Source organism: Acinetobacter sp. ANC 5045 (assembly GCF_004331005.1).
Lineage (GTDB): Bacteria > Pseudomonadota > Gammaproteobacteria > Pseudomonadales > Moraxellaceae > Acinetobacter > Acinetobacter towneri.
In genome coordinates this window covers 81,675-106,462 of record NZ_SJNS01000003.1, presented here as the reverse complement: position 1 = coordinate 106,462, position 24,788 = coordinate 81,675, and the positions used below count along the sequence as shown (strand labels likewise).

Annotated in this window: 21 protein-coding genes; 12 read left to right on the top strand and 9 right to left on the bottom strand. The window is 41.7% G+C overall.

The window, feature by feature from the left end:
- Positions 1 to 14: 14 nt before the first annotated feature.
- Positions 15 to 1,187, bottom strand: coding sequence for an acetyl-CoA C-acyltransferase FadA (gene fadA / locus E0H79_RS04430; RefSeq protein ID WP_131260946.1), 1,173 nt, complete (start codon positions 1,185 to 1,187; stop codon positions 15 to 17).
- A 12-nt stretch (positions 1,188 to 1,199) separates the two neighbouring features.
- Entirely contained in the window at positions 1,200 to 3,353 is a 2,154-nt protein-coding gene (gene fadB, locus E0H79_RS04425; RefSeq protein ID WP_131260943.1) for a fatty acid oxidation complex subunit alpha FadB, read from the bottom strand.
- 485 nt (positions 3,354 to 3,838) lie between these two features.
- Here fadB and lpxO point away from each other — a divergent pair, with 485 nt between their 5' ends.
- The 3 genes from lpxO to E0H79_RS04410 all read left to right on the top strand — a co-directional run bounded on the left by lpxO (position 3,839) and on the right by E0H79_RS04410 (position 6,623).
- A complete protein-coding gene (lpxO, locus tag E0H79_RS04420) occupies positions 3,839 to 4,753 on the top strand; it encodes a lipid A hydroxylase LpxO (RefSeq protein WP_131260941.1) in 915 nt (304 codons plus the stop codon).
- A gap of 114 nt (positions 4,754 to 4,867) precedes the next feature.
- Positions 4,868 to 5,284: a PH domain-containing protein gene (locus E0H79_RS04415; protein ID WP_131260939.1), complete on the top strand. Its 417-nt coding sequence runs from the start codon at positions 4,868 to 4,870 to the stop codon at positions 5,282 to 5,284.
- A 352-nt stretch (positions 5,285 to 5,636) separates the two neighbouring features.
- Entirely contained in the window at positions 5,637 to 6,623 is a 987-nt protein-coding gene (locus tag E0H79_RS04410; protein WP_131261006.1) for an alpha/beta hydrolase, read from the top strand.
- Between the two features lie 48 nt (positions 6,624 to 6,671).
- Here the strand turns inward: E0H79_RS04410 and E0H79_RS04405 are convergent, their stop codons facing one another.
- The 4 genes from E0H79_RS04405 to E0H79_RS04390 all read right to left on the bottom strand — a co-directional run bounded on the left by E0H79_RS04405 (position 6,672) and on the right by E0H79_RS04390 (position 10,656).
- Positions 6,672 to 7,847 (bottom strand): benzoate/H(+) symporter BenE family transporter, encoded by a 1,176-nt coding sequence (locus tag E0H79_RS04405; protein ID WP_131260936.1) that lies wholly within the window; start codon positions 7,845 to 7,847, stop codon positions 6,672 to 6,674.
- A gap of 83 nt (positions 7,848 to 7,930) precedes the next feature.
- Positions 7,931 to 8,593 (bottom strand): leucine efflux protein LeuE, encoded by a 663-nt coding sequence (leuE, locus tag E0H79_RS04400; protein ID WP_004973255.1) that lies wholly within the window; start codon positions 8,591 to 8,593, stop codon positions 7,931 to 7,933.
- Between the two features lie 96 nt (positions 8,594 to 8,689).
- Entirely contained in the window at positions 8,690 to 9,676 is a 987-nt protein-coding gene (tal, locus tag E0H79_RS04395) for a transaldolase (protein ID WP_131260935.1), read from the bottom strand.
- 89 nt (positions 9,677 to 9,765) lie between these two features.
- A complete protein-coding gene (locus tag E0H79_RS04390) occupies positions 9,766 to 10,656 on the bottom strand; it encodes a LysR family transcriptional regulator (protein ID WP_131260933.1) in 891 nt (296 codons plus the stop codon).
- A gap of 107 nt (positions 10,657 to 10,763) precedes the next feature.
- On the opposite strand from E0H79_RS04390, the gene aceI reads away from it, so the two are divergent.
- Positions 10,764 to 11,195, top strand: coding sequence for a chlorhexidine efflux PACE transporter AceI (aceI, locus tag E0H79_RS04385; RefSeq protein ID WP_104852103.1), 432 nt, complete (start codon positions 10,764 to 10,766; stop codon positions 11,193 to 11,195).
- A gap of 109 nt (positions 11,196 to 11,304) precedes the next feature.
- Here the strand turns inward: aceI and E0H79_RS04380 are convergent, their stop codons facing one another.
- On the bottom strand, positions 11,305 to 12,816 hold the full coding sequence (locus tag E0H79_RS04380; RefSeq protein ID WP_104852102.1) for an acetyl-CoA C-acetyltransferase: 1,512 nt from the start codon (positions 12,814 to 12,816) through the stop codon (positions 11,305 to 11,307).
- Between the two features lie 239 nt (positions 12,817 to 13,055).
- On the opposite strand from E0H79_RS04380, the gene E0H79_RS04375 reads away from it, so the two are divergent.
- From E0H79_RS04375 to dnaX, 4 genes are all read left to right on the top strand, one after another.
- Positions 13,056 to 14,447 carry a 3-oxoacyl-ACP reductase gene (locus E0H79_RS04375; protein ID WP_096900884.1) on the top strand — a complete coding sequence of 464 codons (1,392 nt, stop codon included), beginning with the start codon at positions 13,056 to 13,058 and terminating at the stop codon, positions 14,445 to 14,447.
- A gap of 142 nt (positions 14,448 to 14,589) precedes the next feature.
- Positions 14,590 to 15,444: a MaoC family dehydratase gene (locus tag E0H79_RS04370; RefSeq protein ID WP_131260931.1), complete on the top strand. Its 855-nt coding sequence runs from the start codon at positions 14,590 to 14,592 to the stop codon at positions 15,442 to 15,444.
- Between the two features lie 89 nt (positions 15,445 to 15,533).
- Positions 15,534 to 16,820, top strand: coding sequence for a serine hydrolase domain-containing protein (locus tag E0H79_RS04365; RefSeq protein ID WP_131260929.1), 1,287 nt, complete (start codon positions 15,534 to 15,536; stop codon positions 16,818 to 16,820).
- A 65-nt stretch (positions 16,821 to 16,885) separates the two neighbouring features.
- Positions 16,886 to 19,135, top strand: a complete 2,250-nt coding sequence (dnaX, locus tag E0H79_RS04360; RefSeq protein ID WP_131260928.1) for a DNA polymerase III subunit gamma/tau — start codon at positions 16,886 to 16,888, stop codon at positions 19,133 to 19,135.
- 66 nt (positions 19,136 to 19,201) lie between these two features.
- Here the strand turns inward: dnaX and E0H79_RS04355 are convergent, their stop codons facing one another.
- On the bottom strand, positions 19,202 to 19,645 hold the full coding sequence (locus E0H79_RS04355; protein ID WP_165492517.1) for an acyl-CoA thioesterase: 444 nt from the start codon (positions 19,643 to 19,645) through the stop codon (positions 19,202 to 19,204).
- Between the two features lie 101 nt (positions 19,646 to 19,746).
- On the bottom strand, positions 19,747 to 20,907 hold the full coding sequence (locus tag E0H79_RS04350) for an iron-containing alcohol dehydrogenase (RefSeq protein ID WP_131260924.1): 1,161 nt from the start codon (positions 20,905 to 20,907) through the stop codon (positions 19,747 to 19,749).
- Between the two features lie 119 nt (positions 20,908 to 21,026).
- Between E0H79_RS04350 and E0H79_RS04345 the strand changes: the two genes are divergently transcribed.
- The 4 genes from E0H79_RS04345 to E0H79_RS04330 are packed head-to-tail and all read left to right on the top strand — an operon-like array spanning position 21,027 to position 24,757.
- Positions 21,027 to 21,536, top strand: a complete 510-nt coding sequence (locus E0H79_RS04345; RefSeq protein ID WP_004973278.1) for a low molecular weight protein-tyrosine-phosphatase — start codon at positions 21,027 to 21,029, stop codon at positions 21,534 to 21,536.
- 3 nt (positions 21,537 to 21,539) lie between these two features.
- Entirely contained in the window at positions 21,540 to 22,580 is a 1,041-nt protein-coding gene (gene murB, locus E0H79_RS04340) for a UDP-N-acetylmuramate dehydrogenase (protein WP_131260922.1), read from the top strand.
- 6 nt (positions 22,581 to 22,586) lie between these two features.
- Positions 22,587 to 23,714: a YdcF family protein gene (locus E0H79_RS04335; RefSeq protein ID WP_131260920.1), complete on the top strand. Its 1,128-nt coding sequence runs from the start codon at positions 22,587 to 22,589 to the stop codon at positions 23,712 to 23,714.
- Positions 23,714 to 24,757, top strand: coding sequence for an alpha/beta hydrolase (locus tag E0H79_RS04330; protein WP_096900878.1), 1,044 nt, complete (start codon positions 23,714 to 23,716; stop codon positions 24,755 to 24,757). Before E0H79_RS04335 ends, E0H79_RS04330 begins: the two co-directional genes overlap by 1 nt.
- The last annotated feature ends 31 nt before the right edge of the window (positions 24,758 to 24,788 follow it).

The window sequence follows — 24,788 nt, the reverse complement described above, 5'->3', positions numbered from 1 at the left end:
ATTACGAAGACTTTTTACACACGCTCAATAATTGTCGCGATACCTTGACCAAGACCGATACACATGGTCGCAAGACCAATTTGCGTGTCTTGTTGTTCCATCACGTTCAACAACGTGGTGGTGATACGCGCACCTGAACAACCCAATGGGTGACCGAGTGCAATTGCACCACCGTTCAAGTTCACACGATCTTGCTGATCATAAATGCCTAAGCCTTTTAGAACAGATAGACCTTGTGCAGCAAACGCTTCGTTTAATTCAAAGGTTTGAATGTCTGCAATTGACAAGCCCGCACGTTTAAGTGCTTTTTGCGTTGCAGGTACTGGGCCATAACCCATGATTGCTGCATCACAGCCTGCAACGGCCATAGAGCGAATCACCGCGCGTGGTTTCAAACCTAATGCTTGTGCACGTTCAGCAGACATAAGCAACATAGCAGAAGCACCATCAGACAATGCTGAAGATGTCGCCGCAGTTACGGTACCGCCTTTCGGATCAAATACAGGACGTAAAGCTTGGAATGCTTCAAGGTTAGCATCTGGACGAATCACTTCGTCGATGTCGCATAGTTGTTTAAAGCCGTTTGCATCATGACCTTCAATGCCAATGATTTCGTTTTTAAAACGGCCTTCTTGCGTTGCAGCCCATGCACGACGGTGTGATTCCACACCAAAGGCATCTTGCTCTTCACGAGAAATACCGTTCATGCGACCCAACATTTCAGCAGTTAAGCCCATCATGTTTGAGGCTTTGGCATAGTGCTTCGATGCAGCAGGGTTGATGTCGATACCGTGCATCATGCCCACGTGGCCCATGTGCTCTACACCACCAATGATGAAAATATCACCCTGATTGGTTGAAATTTGTGCCGCAGCGGTGTGGATCGCTTGCATTGAAGAACCACACAGACGGTTTACAGTTTGACCCGCTACTGTTTTTGGAAGATCAGCCAATAAAGCAATATTACGACCAATGTTCATACCTTGTTCTAGGGTTTGGTTAACACAGCCCCAGATCACATCTTCAACTTCGTTGACATCAAACTGGTTACGAGCAACTAAAGCACGAACCAATTCAGCCGATAGACTGTCAGCACGTACATTGCGGAACATACCGTTTTTGGTTTTACCCATTGCAGAACGTACGCCATCAACGATGACAACGTCACGTGGATTTAAAGTAGCCATTCACGTTGCTCCTTAACCGTAGAATTTTTTGTTGTTAGCAGCCATGTCACGCAACATTTGTGGCGCTTCATAAGCTTTTCCTAAGTGTGCATACTTGTCGCAAAGCGCAACATATTCAGCAACACCTGTTTGGTCGATGTAACGGCATGGACCACCACGGAATGGAGGGAAACCTACGCCCATAATCATCGCCATATCTGCTTCAGATGGTGTCGCCACGATGTTGTCTTCTAAGCAACGTACAGTTTCGTTACAGAACGCAAGCATCATACGGTCAATGATTTCTTGTGCATCAAATTCGCGTTTTTCAGATGTTGCTACAGATGCTACAAGCTCATACGCAGTTGGGTCGACCACTTTGGCTTTTTTGCCTTTACGATCCAATTCATATTTGTAGAAACCAACGTCATTTTTTTGACCTAGACGTTTGTTTTCGTACATGACTTGGATTGAGCCTTTATAGTCTGGCTTCATACGGTCTGGGAAACCTTCTGCCATGACTTCTGCACCGTGAACGCCCGTGTCGATACCAACAACGTCCATCAGGTAAGCAGGGCCCATTGGCCAGCCGAATTTTTCCATGACTTTGTCAACTTGCTGGAAGTCTGCGCCATCTTTAAGTAACAAGTCGAATGCACCAAAGTAAGGGAACAATACGCGGTTCACCAAGAAGCCTGGGCAGTCATTCACTACGATTGGTGTTTTACCCATTTTCTGAGCAAGTACCACAGTAGTCGCAATCGCTTCAGGTGAAGTTTTTTCACCACGAATCACTTCTACCAATGGCATCATGTGCACTGGGTTAAAGAAGTGCATGCCGACAAAGTTTTCTGGACGTTGTAGGTTTTCTGCCAAACGTGTAATCGAAATGGTTGATGTGTTTGACGCGATAATGGTGTTTTCACGTACTGATTTTTCAGTTTCAGCCAACACAATGCCTTTGACTTTCGGATTCTCAGTCACGGCTTCAATCACGATATCTACTTCTTTAAACTCGTCATAGCTTAAAGTTGGGCGGATACGTGCCAAAGTTTCACCCATTTTGGCAGGTGTCATTTTTTTACGTTCAACTTGTTTGGTCAGCAATTTGTTTGCTTCAGACATCCCCAATGCCAATTGTGGATTGCCAATGTCTTTCATGATAATTGGTGTGCCTTTGCTTGCCGCTTGGTAAGCAATACCGCCACCCATGATACCCGCGCCGAGTACAGCCGCTTGGTTAACAGGATGCGCACCTTTTTCATATTTTTTCGAGGTCTTCTTCACCACTTGGTCGTTGATGAACAAGCCAATCAACGCGCCTGCTTGTGGCGTTACCGCAGCTTTAGCAAAGCCTTCCGCTTCCGCTTTGAGTGCGTCATTACGTGGCAAGCTTGCACCTGCTTGTAAAGAATCAAGCATGAGTTTTGGTGCAGGGTATTGTGCAGGATTCGCTTTCGCTAATACCGCACCTTTTGCAGTGTTGAACGCCATCATTTGTTCAAGTGGGTTCAATTTCACTGGGTCTAATTTTTCTTGGCGTTTTGCTTTCCAGTCCAAACGACCTGCAATGGCTTGTTTAACCAAATCAAGCGCAGCCGCTTGTAATTGATCTGCAGCAACTACAGCATCTACAGCACCGTCTTTAAGTGCAGCATCAGGACGTTTAGGGTTGGCCATTGCCATCCATTCAACCGCATTGTCGATACCAATAACGCGGCTTAAACGAACCGTACCACCAAAGCCCGGGAAAATACCGAGTTTGATTTCTGGTAAGCCCACTTGTGCTTGGTCTGACATGACACGGTAGTCACATACCAAACACATTTCAAAGCCACCGCCCAATGCCATACTATTGATTGCAGCAACTTTAGGAATTTCTAAATCTTCAAAAGCATTGAAGATGTCGTGAACAGGCAATGCCCAATCCACAATAGCTTGTTCGCCTTGAGCGAAGTTTGCGCCAAATTCGGTGATGTCTGCACCCACGATAAAGGTTGATTTCGCAGAAGTGACGATTAAACCTTTCACTTCATTGTTTGCTTTAACAGCCTCAATCGCAGCTTTAAAGTCTTCAATCGTTGCACGGTTAAATTTGTTGACCGACTCACCTTGTAAGTCAAAGCGGAATTCTGCAATTCCGTCCGAAAGCATTTGGACGGTAATGGCATTGCCAGCGTGGATCATGCCTGATCTCCTTTATTTTGGAGGACTTCTAAGTTGATGTTATGAAGCGTGTGCGATAGTCCTGCACACATATATGCCTCGCTAATCTTACGATAACTATATCGAAAAAAAATATAGCAAGTTGTATCAAGCCGTGACGCAAGGGTCATGATTTTTCTCATAGCGCGGAATTGCTTTTTGACCCGATTTTAAAATCCTATGTTTAAAGAAAGATGAAAGTGATTGTTTTCTCTTTTATTTTTAATCAGGTTGTATTGCATTTTCGATTTAGAAAAGCTTGATAAATAGATGTTATCAGTGGGTTGTTTGGGACAGAAAAGTCAATCCCTTGTTTTGATGATAAGTTTTAAAGCATGAAGTCGATAGGTTTGGACAGCGACTTGCAATGCTGTGTTCTATTTTCTGCTATGACCTCATGCGCTGAAATTGAGTAGAATATGCGCCATTTTTGAATTTCAGCTGTTTTCAGCAATTTGGGTTGTTCTATGTTGAAGTGGGTTATTTTGGCGATTTTTATCGCTTCAGCGTTGTATATTCAACAGCGCGGCAAGGTGCGTCATAGTTTTTATCGTCAGTTTTTTGACCATTCTACCATTCTCGCACCGATCAACTATTTAATGTACTTATTTTCTAAAGTGCCGAATCAACCTTATATCGACACCCAGCACTTTCAAGATTTAAAGGTTTTGGATGACAATTGGGAAATGATTCGTGATGAAGCCAAAGCTTTGTATGAACAGGGTGGTATTAAAGCTTCAAGTAGCTACGATGATTTGGGATTTAACTCATTCTTTAAAACAGGCTGGAAGCGTTTTTATTTAAAATGGTATGACTCCGCGCATCCATCTGCCGCAGAATTATGTCCAAAAACCACAGCATTATTAAAAACTTTGCCTAGCATTAAGGCGGCGATGTTTACTGAACTTGCGCCCGACAGTCGTTTAGTGCGTCATCGCGACCCGTACGCAGGTTCATTGCGTTACCACTTGGGATTGATGACACCAAATGATGACCGTTGTTTTATTGATGTCGATAGTGAACGGTATTCATGGCGTGATGGTGAAAGTGTGGTGTTTGATGAAACCTATATTCACTATGCTGAAAATGGCACTTCTCAAAACCGTATTATTTTCTTTGCCGATGTCGAGCGTCCGTTAAAATCTCGCTGGATGCAAAAGTTTAATCACTGGTTTGGCAAAAATGTGATGACCGCAGCAAGCTCTCCGAATGAAGCAGGCGATCAGACGGGTGGCTTAAATAAAGTCTTTGGCTATGTCTATCAAGTGCGTTTAAAAGCCAAGGCTTTAAAAGCTAAAAATAGTCGTGTGTACTATTTCTTAAAATGGTTTTTAATGCTGGGGATTTTCTTCTTAATTTTTATTCGCCCTTATGTGTTTTAGAGTATCACAACGCCTTTCGGGGCGTTTTTTTATGACATTTTTGAGCAATTTCAGCAACGAGCTTTAATCCAGACCTACTTTTATGTATAGAATGAAGTAAATAGGGGAATTTTTATGCAAACGTTTCGTTCTAAAAAAGATTGGTGGGTTTTGGCTTTTGTGATTTGTATGTCTGGTCTATTGATTCAGTTATTGCTGACCATGTACGCCAAAGGCACGATGCCAGCATTTCCTGTGCACACAGGGGTGTATTTCATTACCATTTTTGTGTTGTGGTGGCCTGTGTTCAATACGCGCTATCAGGTCGATGCAGAACGCTTGCAGATCCGTTGCATGTTTTTAAAATGGGACATTCCACGCGACAGTATTCAAAAAATATCTAAAACCAATAATTCGGTAGCGTCACCTGCTTTGTCGCTGAAGCGTTTAAAAATTGATTATCTTCTAGCGGGGCAGCCAAAATTTGTATTGGTTTCACCTAAAGATCAGACCAAATTTAGTCAAGCCTTGGGAATGGAAATTACCGACTAATCCCTAGGGTCTGTTGACATTTCATAAATGGCTTGCGCTGTAGGCTAAAACTGAGCAGATCAGGCATGAAACGCAGGGAATAGCGAGACTATTGCCAAGTTTCATAACGCAATCTGAGAAAGTTTTAGCCACAGCCTTTCAGGACGAGCATATTTTTTGCTGCTATTGCGTTATGAGTCAGTCATTTAGAATGACTAAATTTCCTGCCTCATGCCTTATATCAGCTAAAAAATATGCATCGTCGCAAACATAGACGAAGTATCAACAGACCCTGGATCCTAATATTTTGAATAACTTGGGTTTGAATTGGGCGTATGAATCTTGAGGGAAATGTGGTTTGAAATTATTTTGGATGTTGCTGTGTTTTATATTGTTAAGTGCTTGTCAAACCACGCAGCAGAACAGTCGAATCATTGCTAGTGCATTTAATCTCACCACAGGTTTGCAGCAAAAAAACATGGATCGCTATGCACCCAAAAACATAAAAGTGCAGCATGATATTGTGTATGCAACGCAGCCCAATTTGAGTTTTGACTTGTATCAAGACAGTCAATTGCAAGATTTAGCGGCACGCCCGACAATTGTCTGGATTCATGGTGGTGGCTGGATTGCAGGTTCAAAAGCCCACGCACGTGGCTATTTTAAATTATTAGCCGCGCAGGGCTTTAATGTAATTGCCGTACAATATCAATTTGCCCCGCATGCAACTTATCCTACTCAGTTGCAACAAATTGATCAGGCTTTAAATTACATCACGCAACATGCAGAAAAATATCAGCTTAATCCACAACAATTATATTTAGCAGGCGATTCTGCAGGGGCGAATTTAGCTAGCCATTATGCCGCATTATTGAGTAATCCTGCATTTGCACAGCAGTCTAATTTACAGCCGACTATTCAGCGCAAACAACTTAAAGGGCTGATTTTGCACTGCGGGATTTATGATCTAAAAGCGTTTGTTGAAACTGCGCCAGATGAAATGAATATCGTAGAGTGGGGTGTTTATAATTTGGTGCAGGCTTACACGGGAGATCGGAAACAGGACAGTGAATTTCTGAAGAATATTTCGCCTATTCAACATTTAACGGCAAACTATCCTGCGGTATTTATCAGTGGTGGTAACAAGGACTTTTTAACAGAAACTCAATCTATGCCGATGCTGCATGCTTTACAGCAACAGCAGATTCCTGTGACGACAGCATTTTATCCAGATATAAAAGCATGGTTAATTCACGAATATCAATTTTTTATGCACCAAAAAGAAAGCCAGCAAACTTTTGCTAAAACAGTAGAATTTATCCGAAGCACAGCAGACCCTAATGTATCGCGCATACAATAAATCAATACGATGCTTCAGAAAAAAGTGTTTGTTAACTGCTTAAGTTATTTAGCTTTTGCTTTGTTTAAACTTTAAAACTGCCAAAACCACACAACCAAAAATCAGTCCCCAAAATGCAGAACCAATACCAAAAAACTGCACCCCAGAAGCACTAAATAAAAAGGTCAATAAAGCGGCTTCACGCTCTGCAACGTGCTGAAAGGCGAGGGCGATGTTGTGTCCAATAGTGCCAAGCAGTGCAATTCCTGCCAAAGCAGTAATAAAAACAGCTGGGAATGACATCAACAAACTGGTGAGCGTTGCAGCAAAGATCCCCATCAAGATATAAAACAAACCGCAGCTAATTCCCGCAATATAGCGTTTACTGGCATCGGGATGCGATTGATCATCTAAGCTAATAGCAGCACTGATGGATGCGATATTGACACTAAAACATCCAAATGGCGCGAAAATCGCTTGTGCTATGCCTGTCCAGCCAATTAGGTGACGTACATTCGGGTTAAAGCCATAGCTTTTGATCATGGCAAGACCGGGTAAATATTGCGATGCCATATTAATGACAAACAAAGGCAGGGCTAAACCTAAAATAGCAGACCAACTTAATTCAGGTTGCATCCAAACTGGTTGTGCAATACTCCATTGCACACTCGGCATTTGAAATTGCAAGAAGATTGGGCATAGTGCGACCCCAATCAATACAGTTAAAACAATGCTATAACGCGGGCTAAATCGTTTTGCCAATACATAGGCTGCCAATAAAGACAAAATAAATGCCCATGCTTCTTGCAGACTGGTAAATAGGGCAATCCCAAATTTAAGCAGCACACCTGCCAACATGGCGCTGGTTAAGCTTTGTGGAATATAAGTCAGTACCTTTTCAAAAATACCCAAAAAGCCAAGCACTGCTGTGAGTACGCCACAAAACAAAAATGCGCCAATTGCTTCGTGTAAGCTATAACCGCTGCCCGTGGCGATAATCAGTGCCAAGCCTGCGGTAGACCATGAGGTCGCCACAGGATATTTAAATTTCCAAGATAAAATCAGCCCGCTTAGACCAATACCTAAACCCAACGCCCAAAACCAAGAGCTGATTTGCTTAGCACTTGCGCCTAAAATTTGTGCTGCCTGAATGACTAAAACCGCGGAAACACTAATACCGACCAAGAAGGTAATAAAACCTGCAAATACTGCAGGCACAGAGAAGTCATTTAAAAGTTTTTGCATGCTTTCTTAGACATATTTTCTATAATTTATGAACAGATCATACACATTTGAACAAATAGTCAAAAGTGTTTTTTATACTTTTTTTATAGCGTTGAGCTTGCCAGTCTAAAGCCAAAACCGCAGAACAAAATACCAATGCTTGCAACGCAAATGGCTGCAATTTTATAGCGTTGATTGAAATAACTGGCTAATTTGACTCCTGAAAAAATCAAGATAGATAAATAACCCATGCTAATGATTTGTAGGACGATGGCTAAAACAGCAAAGCTCAGCATCGGGTAGGTGTAATCAGGATTGACGAATTGCACAAAAAAAGACAAATAAAACAAAATTGCTTTTGGGTTAATAACGCTAATCATTAAAGCAGTTCGGTAGGGATGAACCCGTTCAGTTGTATTGCTCGTTGCTGTTGTAGAAAGATTGGCGTGCGAAGTTCTGGTTTGTGGAAACCATGTTTTATAGGCTGCAATCAGTAGTTTAATACCTAAATAGCCTAAGTAGAGCGCACCAACTACTTTTAATAAGGTGAATAGCCATGGAAAAGCATGCAATAATGAGGCTGCCCCTAAAATGGTGCACACAATTAAAATCAGATCACCCGTAAATACACCGAAAGCAGCTGCATAGCCTGTGCGTATCCCAAAGCGTGAAGCCACTGACATGACATAGAGTGAGTTTGGGCCAGGCAAGAGCACAATTAAGGTTGTGCCAATTATAAAAGTGCTGAGGTCACTAATACCAAACACGCAAACTCACCTAAATAAAAACCGATGTTGCAGTATAACAACATCGGTTTTGTGGCTTAGTAAAAATTTTGGAATTTTACTGGGATAGGTTAAAGCTTAAGCTTTAATCTCTGCATCTAAGCCGAAAGACTGGCGTAATAGGGTGGCAAGTTGCTCACGCGCTTTAATAAAGCCATCAATGCCGCCTTGTAACAATTGGAACGCCATCAAATCTGCCTCAAGTTGCGCTTTGAATTGTTCCTTTTCAATTGCTGCCAGTGGTTCAGCTTGAACTTGAATGCCATTGGTCGATAACGCTGCAGCGACTTCTCGTTCATCAGCTTCAAGTTCTGCCAATAAATTTGGTGCAACGGTCAATAAATCACAACCAGCTAAAGCCAAAACCTGATCAATACTACGGAAACTCGCGCCCATAATTTCAGTTTGTACTTGATGCTGTTTATAGAATTGATAAATTTTCTTCACCGAAAGTACACCCGGATCTTTTTCAATAGGGTAGTACATGACATTTTCAGCTTTTTTATACCAATCTAAAATACGACCCACAAATGGTGAAATCAACGTCACTTTGGCATCTGCACAAGCATGTGCCTGATGTAAACCAAACAATAAGGTTAAATTGGTGTGAATGCCTTCGGCTTCCAACACTTTCGCCGCTTGAATGCCTTCCCATGTCGATGCAATCTTAATCAAAATGCGGTCTGAATGAACACCATAAGCTTGGTACAGTGCTAAAAGTTCTTTGGCTTTGGCAATGGTCGCATCACTGTCATAAGACAAAGAAGCATCCACCTCAGTCGAAACACGACCTTCAATCAGCTTTAAAATTTCTACACCAAATTTGACCGTTAAAATATCAATGCTGCGCTCAACCAATAGATCATTTGTATAACCTTCAGCTTTGGCTTGCTCAAATGCAGCTTCAATCAACGCTTTATTTTCAGGTTGATTTGCAGCCGCCGTAATGAGTGATGGGTTGGTGGTCGCATCCAAAGGACGAAACTTTTCAATCGCAGCCAAGTCACTACTATCTGCAACAATGGTGGTTAAGTTTTTTAGTTGATTTAAGGCTGTCTGTGTCATTCGAGATCTAGTTCTTAGGTTATTGCTTATACATTCAGTTATATCACAAACAGCTTTTAACCCAAGTACCAAGTAAGAGGGTTTGTGGATTATTTACCAGTTTTTCTCAGATTTCGGACGTGATTAATCAAAAAATGAGCAGCAGCGCCCAATTGATGTTCTCGGCTCCAGACCAAATCGACAAAATATTCAAATTTTGGGGTGAAATCTAGCAGCTGTAAAATTTTTAATTCGTGTTGTAGTTCGGGATGTTCATTCAGCATTTCCAAGGGCAAGACACCCCAGCCTAAACCCTGCTTAATCATACTGCAGGCAGAATGATGATTATCGGTACGCCAATAGTGCTTAGAAAATAACAACTCGGGTTTAATCTGCCGATCACGGCTCGCCACTACAATTTGCCGATTTTGTAAAATCTGTTCAAAACTGACTTGATCAGATTCAGCCAGCGGTGAATGTCGGGCAGCGACAGGCACTAAAATTTCACGTTTTAATTCCACAAATTGTTCACTGCTTTGTAATTGTTCGCGTTCAAACATAAAGGCCAAGTCCGCTGCTTGAGTCATCAGTAAATGTAACGCATCTTCTTGTGGTGCAGAGAAAATATTGATCTGCAATTCAGGAAATTGCTGTTCTAGCAGCACAATATAATCTGTCCAGCGAGTGTGTAGTAATTCAGATACCACCACAATATTTAAGTGGGGTTCTAGCCCAGAACTGAGTGCAAAAGCATGCTGTTTCCACTGCTTCATTTCTATGAGCAGTTGTTTACTTTTTTCGTAAAGACTCTGTGCTTGTGGGGTAGGCAGAGGTTCACGCCCAACCCGTTCAAACAGTTTTAAGTCTAAATCAATTTCTAAATTGGCAATTGACATACTAATTGCCGAAGGCACTTTGCCCAATTGACGTGCAGCTGCAGAAAAAGAACCCGTTTCCATGACGGTGATAAAAATAATCAGCTGATCTTGATTGATATTCATGACAGAGGTTGGCTTTTATCTTTCAATATTATTGATGGATTCTAACTCGATTGGTCAATTAAATGAAAATAAAATAAGCGGGGAAGGATAAGTATTTGAGTAAGCAGATGTTGATTTCCAAAAGAAGATGGGTACATGCCCTGAGTTATGAAGTGATTTTATTGGTCATCATTGCTTTGGCATTAAGTTATGTGTTTGAAATGCCAATGCAAGTGACAGGTGGTCTAGGCATTGCGATGGCGGTGACATCGGTGCTGTGGAATATGTTTTTCAATCATTATTTTGAAAAGTTTGAAGCGCAACACCAATTACGCAGAACTTTTAAAATCCGCGTTTTACATGCAATCGGTTTTGAAGGTGGCTTAATGCTCGCCACTATTCCCATGGTGGCGTATGCCTTAGAAATATCCCTGCTGCAGGCAATTTTGATTGATTTGCTGATGACGCTCAGCATTTTGCTCTATACCTTTATTTTTCAATATTGTTATGACCATATTGAAGCGAAACTGGGTTATGCCCCGCAACATTCAGTCAGATAAAGCGCTAGTAGCTAATTAAAAGTTGGCTGCTATAAATTTAGGGTTATAAAAAAGCCACCTGAATGAATCAAGTGGCTTTTATCTCTATCTAAATTAGAACTAGGCAGAATTATTTTTCAATAATGGCTGTTACACCTTGACCGCCTGCTGCACAGATTGACACCAATACGCGACCTGAACCTTTTTGATTCAGAAGTTTCGCCGCAGTGGCAATAATACGTCCGCCTGTTGCTGCAAATGGGTGACCTGCTGCCAAAGATGAACCTTTGACGTTCAGCTTGCTACGATCAATTGATCCTAAAGGTGCATCTAAACCTAAACGCTCTTTACAGAAGTTCGGATCTTCCCATGCTTTTAAGGTCGACAAGACTTGAGATGCAAACGCTTCGTGAATTTCGTAATAATCGAAGTCTTGTAATGTTAAACCAGCACGTTCAAGCATACGTGGAACAGCGTACGCAGGTGCCATCAACAAACCTTCTTTTTTGCCTACAAAATCAACTGCTGCAGTTTCTTGGAAAGTCAAATATGCCAAGACTTCGTGACCATTGGCTTTTGCCCATTCTTCAGAGGCAAGTAATACGCAAGATGCACCATCGGTTAGTGGAGTCGAGTTACCTGCAGTCATAGTGCGCGCGTCGCCTTTACCAAAAGCAGGTTTTAACTTCGCTAGTTTTTCTACAGTAGAATCTGCACGTAAGTTATTGTCACGTTCTAAACCTAAAAATGGCGTGATGAGATCATCAAAGAAACCTTCGTCATAGGCAGCTGCCATTTTTTGGTGAGATGAAGCTGCTAACTCATCCTGCGCTTCACGAGAGATGCCCCATTCCAACGTAGTAATGGCTTGGTGGTCGCCCATTGATAAACCTGTGCGTGGTTCACCGTTACGTGGCGCATCCATTAAATCTTTAATATTGATTTTGGTTAATGCTTTTAAGCGGTCTTTACCTGTCTTTGCAATATTCAATTCGAGCAATGCTTTACGCAAACCATCACCAAAAGCGATTGGTGCGTCAGAAGTCGTATCTACACCGCCTGCAACACCAACCTCGATTTGACCAAGTGCAATTTTATTCGCAACTAAAAAAGCAGCCTGCAAGCCAGTACCACATGCTTGTTGTATATCGTAAGCTGGTGTTTCAGGAGCAAGGGCAGTATTGAGTACGCACTCACGAGTCATGTTAAAGTCACGGCTGTGTTTGAGCACTGCACCTGCAACAACTTCACCCAAACGCTGACCTTGTAAGTTGAATCGTTCAACAAGACCATTTAATGCTGCTGTAAACATATCTGTATTAGATGCAGTAAAGTAAGCGCCATTAGAACGTGCGAATGGAATACGGTTACCACCGATAATAGCAACGCGGCGAACAGTGTTTTGGCTCATAATTTTATCCTGTTGAACAGAGGTATTGGTATTAGATGGTGCTTTTGTTTGCGTTGAAGCAGTTGTTTTAGCACGGCTAGTCGTGCGGGTACGTGTAGTTTTTGTCGTACTCGTGTTGGAACGGGTTGCAGTGTTGCTACTTTTGCTTGTACGTTTAGCAGTTGATGTATTTGACACAGAATCCGTTGCAGAATTTTCCACTGCTGGATTTTCTTGAGTTGTTTTGCTCATAAGGCTTTTCCAAGCATGTTAAGGGTCTACTTGATGCGTACATTAGCACAATAGTATGACAGCTGAATTGACTACAATGACATTGCAGAATGCATTCAGGTCAAGACATCTCATAATTAACTCAAGTATGATTTAGCACAAACGGGTAACGCTATTGAAATGTGGGCATTTGGCATCATATTGATGTTAAAAGATATCGTGTAATCCATCAAAAAATGAATTTATGAGAGATAATAATCATGACTGATCAATATCAAACATTTGCAAAATCTCCTATTGGTAAATTTGTCATTAAAAATTTGGGTTTACCATCCCCAACTTTTTTAGATCGTTTTGAGTCTGCAACACCAGTGGTAAAAGGTGCAGTACTTTTAGGTGCAGCCCCTGCAAGTGATTTGTCTGCATCAATTGCACAAGTTTTAGCTAATGTACATGCCAACAGTTATGCAGGTAACAATGCAGAATTGCAACAAGCTGCGGCAAAAGTGGGCTTAAATTTAGGTGCATTCAATCCAGGCGATAAAGAATCTAAATTTAAAGTGGTGGTGTTTGATGCTTCAGGTATTGAAAACTCTGAACAATTAAAAGCGCTTTATGAGTTCTTTAACCCAATCTCACGCCAAATTCAGGCTTCTGGTCGCGTGGTGGTGATTGGTACTACACCAGAAACTGCAGGCAGTGTGAAAAAAGCCATTGCACAACGCGCTTTGGAAGGTTTTGTAAAATCGGTAGGCAAAGAATTTAAAAAAGGCATTGCGGCTAACTTAATTTATGTCGATCAAGGTGCTGCAGCAAACTTAGAATCTACGTTACGTTTTGCAATTTCACCACGTTCTGCTTATGTGTCAGGTCAGGTGATTCGTGTGTCGAGTGCTGCAACTGTAGATGTAGATTGGGCAAAACCATTGGCAGGTAAAACTGCAGTGGTGACAGGTGCAAGCCGTGGTATTGGTGAAGCGATTGCGCATGTGTTGGCACGTGATGGTGCACACGTTATTTGCCTAGACGTTCCACAACAACAAGCAGATTTAGACCGTGTTGCTGCTGAAATTGGTGGTTCAACGCTAGCAATTGACATTACTGCTGCAGATGCAGGCGAGCAAATTAAAACAGCTGCCGCTGCACAAGGTGGTTTGGATATTATTGTGCATAATGCGGGGATTACCCGTGACAAAACTTTGGCAAATATGAAACCAGAGCTTTGGGATTTAGTCATTAACATCAACTTGTCTGCAATTGAGCGTGTGAACGATTACTTATTGGCAAATGATGGTTTAAATGCCAATGGTCGTATCGTTTGCGTATCTTCAATTTCAGGTATTGCAGGCAACTTGGGTCAAACCAACTATGCAGCATCTAAAGCTGGCGTGATTGGTGTCGTGAAATTTACCGCACCTGTTTTAAACAACGGGATCACGATTAATGCCGTTGCACCTGGCTTTATTGAAACGCAAATGACCGCGGCAATTCCTTTTGCTATTCGTGAAGCTGGTCGTCGTATGAACTCTATGAGCCAAGGTGGTTTACCTGTAGACGTTGCAGAAACCATTGCTTACTTTGCTTCATCGGCATCGACAGGTATTAATGGTAACGTGGTACGTGTTTGTGGTCAAAGCTTGTTAGGGGCTTAACACCTTCAAAGTTCTCTCCCTTGGGGAGAGGATTTAGGAGAGGGAGATAAGGGGATAGATTATTAACCCTTCTCTCTAGCTTTCTCCCAGCGGGAGAAAGAACTCCATTAAATAAATTAGAAAAACTTCTCAAAGGTTCAGTATGAATACTCGCCATTTTAGTCAACTTCCAAAACCCTATTTAGCCTATCCAAAAGTGATTCAGGGCTTAATTTTTAAAAAGCCAAAAGGTGAAAAAGTTCTGCCGCAAGTTGAATATGTGGTGGATTCATTCAAGGTCGATCAAAAGCACTTAAAAGCCTATAATGCAGTGACAGGTTTTAAAAATAACGGCTATATTCCTGCAATTTATTTGGCTGTATTGTCACAAAGTCTGCAAATGCACATGATGACCCAAGAAGCATTTCCATTTGCAATTTTGGGCTTGGTGCATATTCGCAACCAAGTCAAACAAAGCCGTAAAGTTGGATTGAATGAACAACTGACCTTGTCGTGTAAATTTGGTGAATTGCAACCACATGATAAAGGCGTACAGTTTGATTTTATTACCACCGTTAAAGTAGGCAATGAGGTGGTGATGGAAGGTTTGACCACGTATTTAGCACGTCAAAAAACCACCACTAAAGCTGCTGCAAAGCCTGCAGAAAGCAAAGCGCTAAACTATGCCGTTCAAGCTGAATGGGATATTTCTGAAAATACAGGTCGCCGTTATGCTTTAACGTCTGGCGATTTTAACTTAATTCATATCCACGCGATTACTGCAAAAGCATTTGGCTTTAAACAAGCGATTGCGCACGGCATGTGGAGCAAAGCCAAAGCCTTATCTAGTTTAACTTTGCCAGATGCTTATGAAGTCGATGTGTGGTTTAAGTTACCTATGTATTTGCCATCTAAAGTTGAGTTTTTAACTGCAACGGACGCTAAAAATACAGATTTTTTAATTCGTAACAGTAAAAACCAAAAACCGCATGTGACAGGTGTTGTCACCGCGCTTTAATTCAGTGATCGAAAGCCCAGATTATTTAAATTTGGGCTTTTTATTTGCGCTAAACTTTTATTAACAAGAAAAACGAGATAAACAGGACGATGCAACATTTAAAGGATTATATTTTTGCTGAAAATGAAAATTATCGTGGATGGGTTGCGCCTGAGTTTCATGATTTAGCGATGCAATTTAGCCGTTTGCAAAATGCACGTAGCCAACAGGGCGGAGCTGCTTTAGCGGTGTACTTTCAAGGTCAGAAAGTCGTCGATATTTACACAGGTAAAAAGTCGCCAGATGAAGACTGGCAAGCCGATACGTTATCGGTATGTTATTCCACAGGCAAAGGTGTATTAGCGACACTGGCACATATTTTGGTCAGTCAAGGACTGGTCGATTACGATACTCCCATTTATATATACTGGCCTGAATTCGCCCAAAATGGCAAAGCAACGATGACTTTAAAGCACATACTAAGCCATCAAAGTGGTTTATATGACATACGTAATATCATAGCCGATGCGACTGAAATGGCAGATTGGTCGCACATGCTGAATGTGCTGGCTCAAGCCAAGCCTCGTTTTGATGTGGCAAGTGAGGCGGCATATCAACCTTTAACTTTTGGTTGGCTGGTCGGTGGGATTTTAGAAAAAGCTACAGGTCGAACATTGGCTGAACTGATGCAGCAATACTTGGTTGAACCTTTGGCTTTGGATGGGGCTTATTTTGGTGTGCCTGCATCTGAGCTTTCGCGTGTCGCACGACCATTTAAAACTGCTGTGACATCAGTGCAAACAGATTCATCACCCACAAATAAACAGACAGCTAAAGTTCAAAACCAAGCTAAATCGAGCAAACGTCCTGTATCAATATTCGATAAAGTCATTGCATGGAGTGGGCAAAATCCGCAAGACTTTCAGGATGGCATGATTTCCAAAGGCATGAAAAATTTTAGTTTTTTTAGTGATACTGGTTTGCAAGCTGTGATTCCTGCTGCCAATGGTGTATTTACTGCCCAAAGTTTGGCACGTATTTATGCCATGTTGGCGCAGAGTGGATCATGGCAGGGTCAGCAATTGGTTCAGCCTGAAGTTTTTCAGCAATTAAGCCAAGTGCAATATGTGCAGCGTGATCGAGTTATGCCTATCCCGATGCATTGGCGATTAGGCTATCACCGTGTATTAAGTTTGGGTAAGCGCTCTCACGGTTTTGGACACATGGGTTTTAATGGTTCAGGCGCGTGGTGTGATCCTGACCGTCAACTCAGTTTTGCCTATACCCATAATTTTGCTGCAGGTTCTTTAATTGGTGATTATCGACTTTGGGGACTGAGTCAGGAAGCCATTCGCTGTGCAGATCGGCAATTGCAAGGGCGTAAAGGCTGGTTTTAGGCGTGATTGTACGTTCACTCTTTGCCAAAAAAACAGTATGCTTAGACCTGTAAAAAGGAGCATTCATGTATCAGGTACTTGCGCGTAAATATCGTCCTCGTAATTTTAATGAATTGGTGGGACAAAACCATGTATCACGGGCATTGACCAGTGCTTTGGAACGTGGGCGTTTGCACCATGCTTATCTTTTTACGGGAACACGTGGTGTAGGTAAAACTACCATTGCGCGTATTTTGGCCAAATGCCTGAACTGTGAAACAGGCGTGACATCTACCCCATGTGAAGTGTGTCCGACCTGTACTGCGGTCAATGAAGGTCGTTTTATTGATTTAATCGAAATTGATGCGGCGTCACGTACTAAGGTTGAAGACACACGTGAGTTGCTCGATAACGTACCTTATGCACCGACTCAGGGACGTTTTAAGGTTTATCTGATTGACGAAGTGCACATGCTGTCTACACATTCGTTCAATGCTTTGCTAAAAACTTTGGAAGAACCGCCTGAGCATGTGAAGTTTCTGTTTGCGACCACAGACCCACAAAAACTCCCCATTACTGTGATTTCGCGCTGTTTGCAATTTACTTTGCGTCCATTGCAGGTCGATGAAATTACCAGTCATTTAACGGATATTTTAGCCAAAGAACAGATTGTTGCAGAGCAAGATGCAATTTGGCAGATTGCTGAATCTGCGCAAGGTTCTTTGCGTGATGCGATGTCTTTGACAGACCAAGCCATTGCTTATGGTCAGGGTGAAATTCATCATCAAGATGTTAAAGACATGTTGGGGCTGATTGACCGTACCATTATTTATGATTTGATTTTAGCGATTCATCAAAACCAGCAGCAGCGTGTGAGTCAGTTGTTATTGCAATTCAGACAGCAAGCTTTAGATGTGTCTTTGGTGCTGGATCAATTGATTTCGACACTGCACGAACTGGCAATCATGCAATATCTGCCAGATTTGAACCTGAAATACAGTGCTGAGATCAATCAAAAAATACAACAGCTTGCAGGACTGATTTCTGCGCAGGATATTCAGCTCTATTATCAGATTGCCTGTAAAGGACGTGCCGATTTACAAATTGCTGTAACCCAAGAGCAAGGTTTTGAAATGTGTGTGCTGCGTTTGCTGGCATTTCGTCCTTTGCAAGCCAATGAAGTGTTGGTTTCTGCTGTACCTAATACGGCACAAACAGCACCTGAATCTGCTCAGTTTGTTACCCAAAGTGAGCAAGCCCCTCAGCCTGTAATGCAAAATTCAGCCATTGAGACGCATCAAGCGGGTGAATTGGACGCAGTTGCAGCATCTGATACTCAAACTCATCATGCTGTTGGGCAGGATATTGATGGATTTGAGTATGAAGATAATGAATACCTTGAGCAAAACACAGCACAGCCTGCCATTGTAGAACCATCTTCCGATGACTTCTTGGATGATGAACCTGATATTGATGAACAAAATAGCGTGGTTCAGAATCATGAGCATGCTCTGCCTGAAAGTACTGTAGATCAGTCAGCACCAGAAGTATTAAGTGTTCAAAATATCGCCCCAACAGAACAGATTGTATTTGACCCAAATGCAGCAGAACCATTATTTGGTTTAGACAGTGAAGCAGAAAATAATACGGTAGCGGCAACCAATACACCAAATCAAGATGACTTTTTACTGGAAAGTTTTGATGCGGTTGCACCGTTAGGTGATCTTGCTGCATCAGCCGAAACATCGCTAGTTTCATCTACACTACAATCGAATAATGCTTCACCGTCAATTACACAAAATGTAAGTAATGCAGAAACCGCTTTATTTGATTTAGCAGCGACTGAAGTCGAACCGAATGTTGCCAGTGCGACAGCACAACCGCAGCAAACCATAGCATCTAATGCCGATGATCAATTAATGCCGCAGGATATTCTGCGTTTACAGCCGCAAGTTTTAGAAGGTGAGTGGACTTTAGACAAGTGGGAATATTGGTTTAGACACAGCGAGTTGTCACCTGCCGTGCAAGAATTGGCGCAGCATGGCGTAATGACGGGGCAGATTAATGCTGAATCGGTTTTTCATATTCCTGAGCAATATCAGCAGTTATTGACTCAACTGCAACATGCTTTAGAAAGTGCTTTAAAAGAACAGTGGAGTAAAACTCTGTTTAAAGTGCAATATGAAAATGTGGATGACACGACACCGTACATTTTGCAGCAACAGCGCAAACAACGCGCTTATCAACGGGCTGAAAATTTATTGCATCAAGAACCGATTGTGAAAGATATTTTGCAAAACTTTGATGGCGAATTACATAACATTCAGTTGAAATAACCTGTTGTTAGCTTTTGTTTGCAGAATTTTAAGGCTGGGTCAAACCAGCCTTATTTTTTGCTAAGCTCAAGCTGAATCTGTGCTTTTATATGGCTGTAATGCTTCGCGGATGGAGTCAGGAATCGGGCAGTTTTGGCGTGTAATTCGATCTACAAATACATGCACCACTTGTCCTTGTGCAGCGGCAAGATTTTGATTGTTTTTAAAAATTGCCAAATCATAAATTAAGGATGAGTTTCCAATTTTTTGAATAGCAACACCTACTTCAATCATTTCAGGATAGGACAATTCCTGCAAAAAATGACAGGTGGAATTGACCACTAAACCAATACAGGGTGATCGTTTGGGTTCAAAGCCTGCTTTTTGCATCAGTAGGGCATTGGCTGCGCTGTCAAAATAGCTGTAATAAGTGACATTATTGACATGTCCATACATATCGTTGTCTGCCCAGCGAGTTTGGATGGGAAAGAAAAAAGCGTATTGCTCACGGGTTTTGGTGTCAGGTTTCACAAGTTTACCTATATTTTTATCGACGTGGTGTCATGCTTTAATGGGTGGAAATCATCCCAAATAAATGTAGAAAGTTAAATACAGAACGTTAAGCGTAAATGTTAGGCATAAATGGCTTGGTAAATCTGTAACGCATCCTGCATTTGCATTGCTCTCGGGTTGTTTTGCAATAAACGGCTTTGCAGCATCGCATCTTCTGCCAGTTGTGGCAGCATGTTTTCTGCTATGCCTAGGGCATTGAGTTTTAACACCAAGCCACTTTGATCTAAATGATTTTGTAAATGATCAATAAACAAATCACATAATCCATCTGTGCAGCCTTTACTGCGTGAGTCTAACCAACACATCAGTTCTGCATAATACTGTTTGGCTGCAGGCGCATTAAATTTTAAAACTTCGGCTAGTACCAATGCATTGCTATGCCCATGTGAAATATGGAAATGTCCGCCTAAAGGATAGGCAAGCGCATGTACCGCAGCCACAGGAGCATTGGCAAAGGCTTGTCCTGCCAGCATTGAACCAAACAGCATGTTTTGCCGTGCTTGCATATTGCTGCCATCTTCAAGCACTAATTTTAAGTTTTGATCAAGTAAACGCAGCGCATGTTTTGCCAGAAAATCTGAATACGCATTTTTTTTGATTTTAGAAGTATAGGCTTCAATGGCATGTACCATCGCATCTATACCTGTGGCTGCGGTAATCTGTGCAGGTAGATGACGGGTAAAATTGGCATCTAAAATGGCAACATCGGCATATAAAATAGGAGAAACAATGCCTGTTTTACTGGTTGCACCTGTGGTGACAATGGAAATAGGTGTGACTTCTGAACCTGTGCCTGCTGTAGTGGAAACTAGAATGAGCGGTAAACGTGGTGCTTTCGCATTGCCGACACCGTACAAGTCTGACAGTTGTTGAGTTTGTGCAGGATGACTCAGCACGGCAATAATTTTGGCGACATCCATCGCACTACCCCCACCAAAACCTAATACAACATCAATATTTTGCTGTTTGGCAAAATCAACTGCTTCTAACACAATCTGTTCTGCGGGGTCGGCTTGCACATTCGAGTAAATGGCATAGTCCAGTTGCAGTTGCTTTAAAATTTCTAAAATAGGTTGATGTAATTGTTGTTGTAAAATGCCAGCATCGGTGACCAATAACAAACGCTTATAATTTTTTTCGGTTAAAACCGTTTTTAGTTCAGAAATTGAACCCAATCCAGAAATAATGTTGCCAACTGTTTGAAATTGAAAATGCTGCATCGTCTTTATTCCTAATTTTTATACTTAATTCAACATTATTGTAGGGTCACGATATAGGATTCATATCATAAATAACTTAACATAAGACTCTTAAAAATAAAGTAGCTTTGAGGTTGTTTATGTCATCCAAAACGCCATATAAGGTGTTATGTGTTTGTTTGGGAAATATTTGCCGCTCTCCAACGGCAGAAATTGTACTTCGACATTTTTGTGATGAACAACAACTCAATGTGTTGGTAGATTCTGCTGGAACCAGTAATTATCATCCAGGCAAAGCCCCAGATTTACGCAGCCAAAAACATGCGTTCAAACGTGGTTATGACTTATCTACATTGCGCGCGCGTCAGTTACGTATACAAGACTTTGTCGAGTTTGATTTGATTTTGGCGATGGATTTTGAAAACTTAAGCAATATTCAATCTTTAATGCGCCGTGCTGAAGCTGAACTGGGCAGTTTGCGCGCTGAAATAGCCTTAATGAGCGAACACGATCCGCATTATACGCAGCAAGAATTACCCGATCCATATTATGGCGAAGCCGATGGTTTTGAGCGGGTGCTCGATCAATGCGAGTCGAGTAGTCGCGCATGGGTGAAAGTTTTACAACAACAATTTGAATTGAAGGTTTAAGTCATGCACATTCACTACAACATGCAACTCAAACCTTTCAATACGCTCAATTTAGATGCAACTGCGTCGCATTATGTCAAAATTGAAAATATTCAAGATGTACAGGATGCTTTGGCATTTGCTCAGACAGAACAATTAAATGTGCTGATTTTATCGGGTGGTAGCAATATGTTATTGCCTGAACATATTCATGCCTTGGTCATGCACATGGATATTCAGGGCATCGAAAAATGCGCTGAAGATGATGCAAGTGTCACCCTAAAAGTTGGGGCAGGACAAGTCTGGCATGAGTTTGTGTTGTGGAGTACGGAACAAAAGTTATATGGTCTGCAAAATCTGGCTTTAATTCCAGGTTTGGTCGGCGCTTCACCTGTGCAAAATATTGGTGCTTATGGCGTTGAAGTCGGTGAGTTTATTGAATCTGTGCAGGTCTATGATCGTGAATGCCAACAATTCAGCTCAATTGTTGCTGCAGATTGTCAGTTTGCCTATCGACACAGTATTTTTAAAGATCATCCCAACCGTTACATCATTACCCATGTGACTTTTAAACTGTTAAAACAGGCTGCGTTAAAATTAAATTATGGCGACTTAAAAGCTGCTGTAGGCGATGAGCAAACTGCTGAAAATCTGCAGCAACAAGTCATTCAAATTCGCCAAAGTAAGCTGCCTAATCCTGCAGAATATCCAAATGTAGGTAGTTTCTTTAAAAATCCTGTGATTTCGACTCAGCAATTTGACCAAATTGCAGCACAATTTCCAAATTTACCCCATTACCCACAGCCGAATGCGCAAGTTAAAATTGCAGCAGGCTGGTTGATTGATCAAGCTGGCTGGAAGGGAAAACAACTGGGTGTGGTGGGTATGTTTCATAAACAAGCGTTGGTTTTAGTCAATTATGCCGATGCCACTTTGGCAGATGTGCAACACACCTATCGTGCTGTGCAGCAAGATGTTTTGAGTCGTTTTGGTATTTCACTCGAACCTGAACCTGTGTTATTTGATGAAACAGGTTTGATTCGTGCACATCAACCGGTAGGTTAAGTGAAGATGAAACAGAATCGTTGGATGCTCAGATTGGTACAAATTGCTGCCGTGCTCTTTGTATTGTTTGCAGCATTCATGATTTTTATTTATTCACCTTTTTATTCTACTTTGGTGGTCAAAACGCTGAACACTTTGGTGCCTGTAGAAGTGAATCAAGTGGCAGCAAAAAGTCAGCAAATGGCGGCTTTTAGTGATCAAGACAGTTTGGAGCCCGGTTCAGATTTATGGATTGCCCGACAAGCTTATCTGAAGCTCATGGAGCAAGAAATCCAATCTAAAAATTCGCAAAATTTAACTTTAATTCAGGCACGTTATAAAGCCTTACAAGCGCTTATTTTAGAAGAACAAACGCAAAAAAAAATAGCCTCAGAACAAGAGTTGCCGCAAGTCCCATTGTTGGTGTCTAATGCAGCTTCTGAAGCGGTTGTAGAAGACCCATCCGAAAATGTAAAAGCCTTGCTCAATTTGGATAGTCATGAAAATCAGGCACTCATGGAACAATACTTGGAGTTTTTAAGCACTCATAAAATTGCCGAAACCGAAAGTGAGCCTGTAGATGAAGAAATCTTTAAAGATATTGCTTTAATTCAGCAACAAAATATTCCAAAAATACCTGCAAACTCTAAACCTTATGCGATTGTGGTTTTAGGTGGTGGCTTAACTTTAGATGATAATGGCAAAGATATTGTGGTCAATGACTACACACGTTTACGTTTAGAAACGACCCTAGCGGTGGTAAAACAATATCAATTGCCGATTGTACTGAGTGGTGTAGAAGCACCTTATATGCAGCGTTGGTTAAAAAAATATGATGTCGAAGCAAAATTATTAGAAGATCGCAGCATGAATACTTGTGAAAATTCACGTTTTAGTTCTTTATTATTACAAAAAAAAGGGGGGGCGCCGACAGTGATTTTGATTACAGACCGTTATCACATGCCACGCACCCGCCGTTTATTTGCTTTGAATGGAATTGAAACGATTCCAGTCGAGGCTCCCATGCCGACTCAACTGACCGCATGGCGTCCAAGTGAACAAAACTATGATCACAGTCGCCGTGCCAATTATGAAATGCTTGCCGCCATTCGGGATGTCTTGATTGGTTCTAGCGCATGTCGCGAGGTGCCATAATGCCTGATATTCCATTTTTAAACCCAAGCGTGTTGAAGCAATTAGATTTGCCAGTGCCGAGTAGGGAAACCACACCACAAATTCTACAACCTTTAAATTTGAATCGTGGTTTTGAACCGAGTGTTGAGTTACAAGCCTATCGACAGCTATATGGTTTTCATTTGTTGGACTGTGAACATTGGCAAGGCTATGTGCAAATGCCGTTGTTTAAATTGCATGTGCAAATTTTTCAACCCGATTTAAGCAAAACCAAATTTGATCAGGTGCAGGGCACGGTATTTCTACTGCATGGCTATTTGGAACATAGCGGGATTTATCAACCTATCGTCAAAGAATTATTAGAGCAGGGCTTTAGTGTTTTGACTTATGATTTGCCCGGACATGGATTGAGTGATGGTTATCCTGCCAACATCAAAAATTTTGATCATTATCAGCAAGTATTACATGCGGTTTATCAATATGTAAAAAATGCCGATCAATTGCCAAAACCGTGGTTGGGCATTGGGCAAAGTACAGGTGGTGCAATTTGGATGCATCACTTGTTGGAATTTGCTCAGCGCCGTGAAAATCCATTTGTAGAGCGTGTGTTGTTGTTATCGCCTTTGATTCGTCCTGCAAAATCGGCATGGTGGCATAACTCTGTTGGTTTGGGCATTATCCGTCGGATTAAGCGTGAAGTGCCGCGACATTTCCGACGCAATAATCATAATCCTGAATTTTTACGCTTTGTGCGTTTAAAAGACCCGCTGCAACCTAGAATGATGGGCATGGATTGGATTTTAGCCATGTCTAAATGGATGTTGGAGATGGAAGAACGTCCAGCTTGCCGTATTCCTGTTTGGTTGGCACAAGGGGCGCAAGATCAAACCGTAGATTGGCGCTACAACATTGAGTTTATTCGGCGTAAATTCCGCCTGCAAACCTTACTCATGTTAGAAGAAGGCTCGCATCAATTAATCAATGAACGTGCGGATATTCGTGCGGCTTTAACAGGGCTGATTCCTGCATTTTTACATGCACATAGCTCTAAGACTTATTATTAATTTATCAACCATCTTTTAAATACGGCTCTAC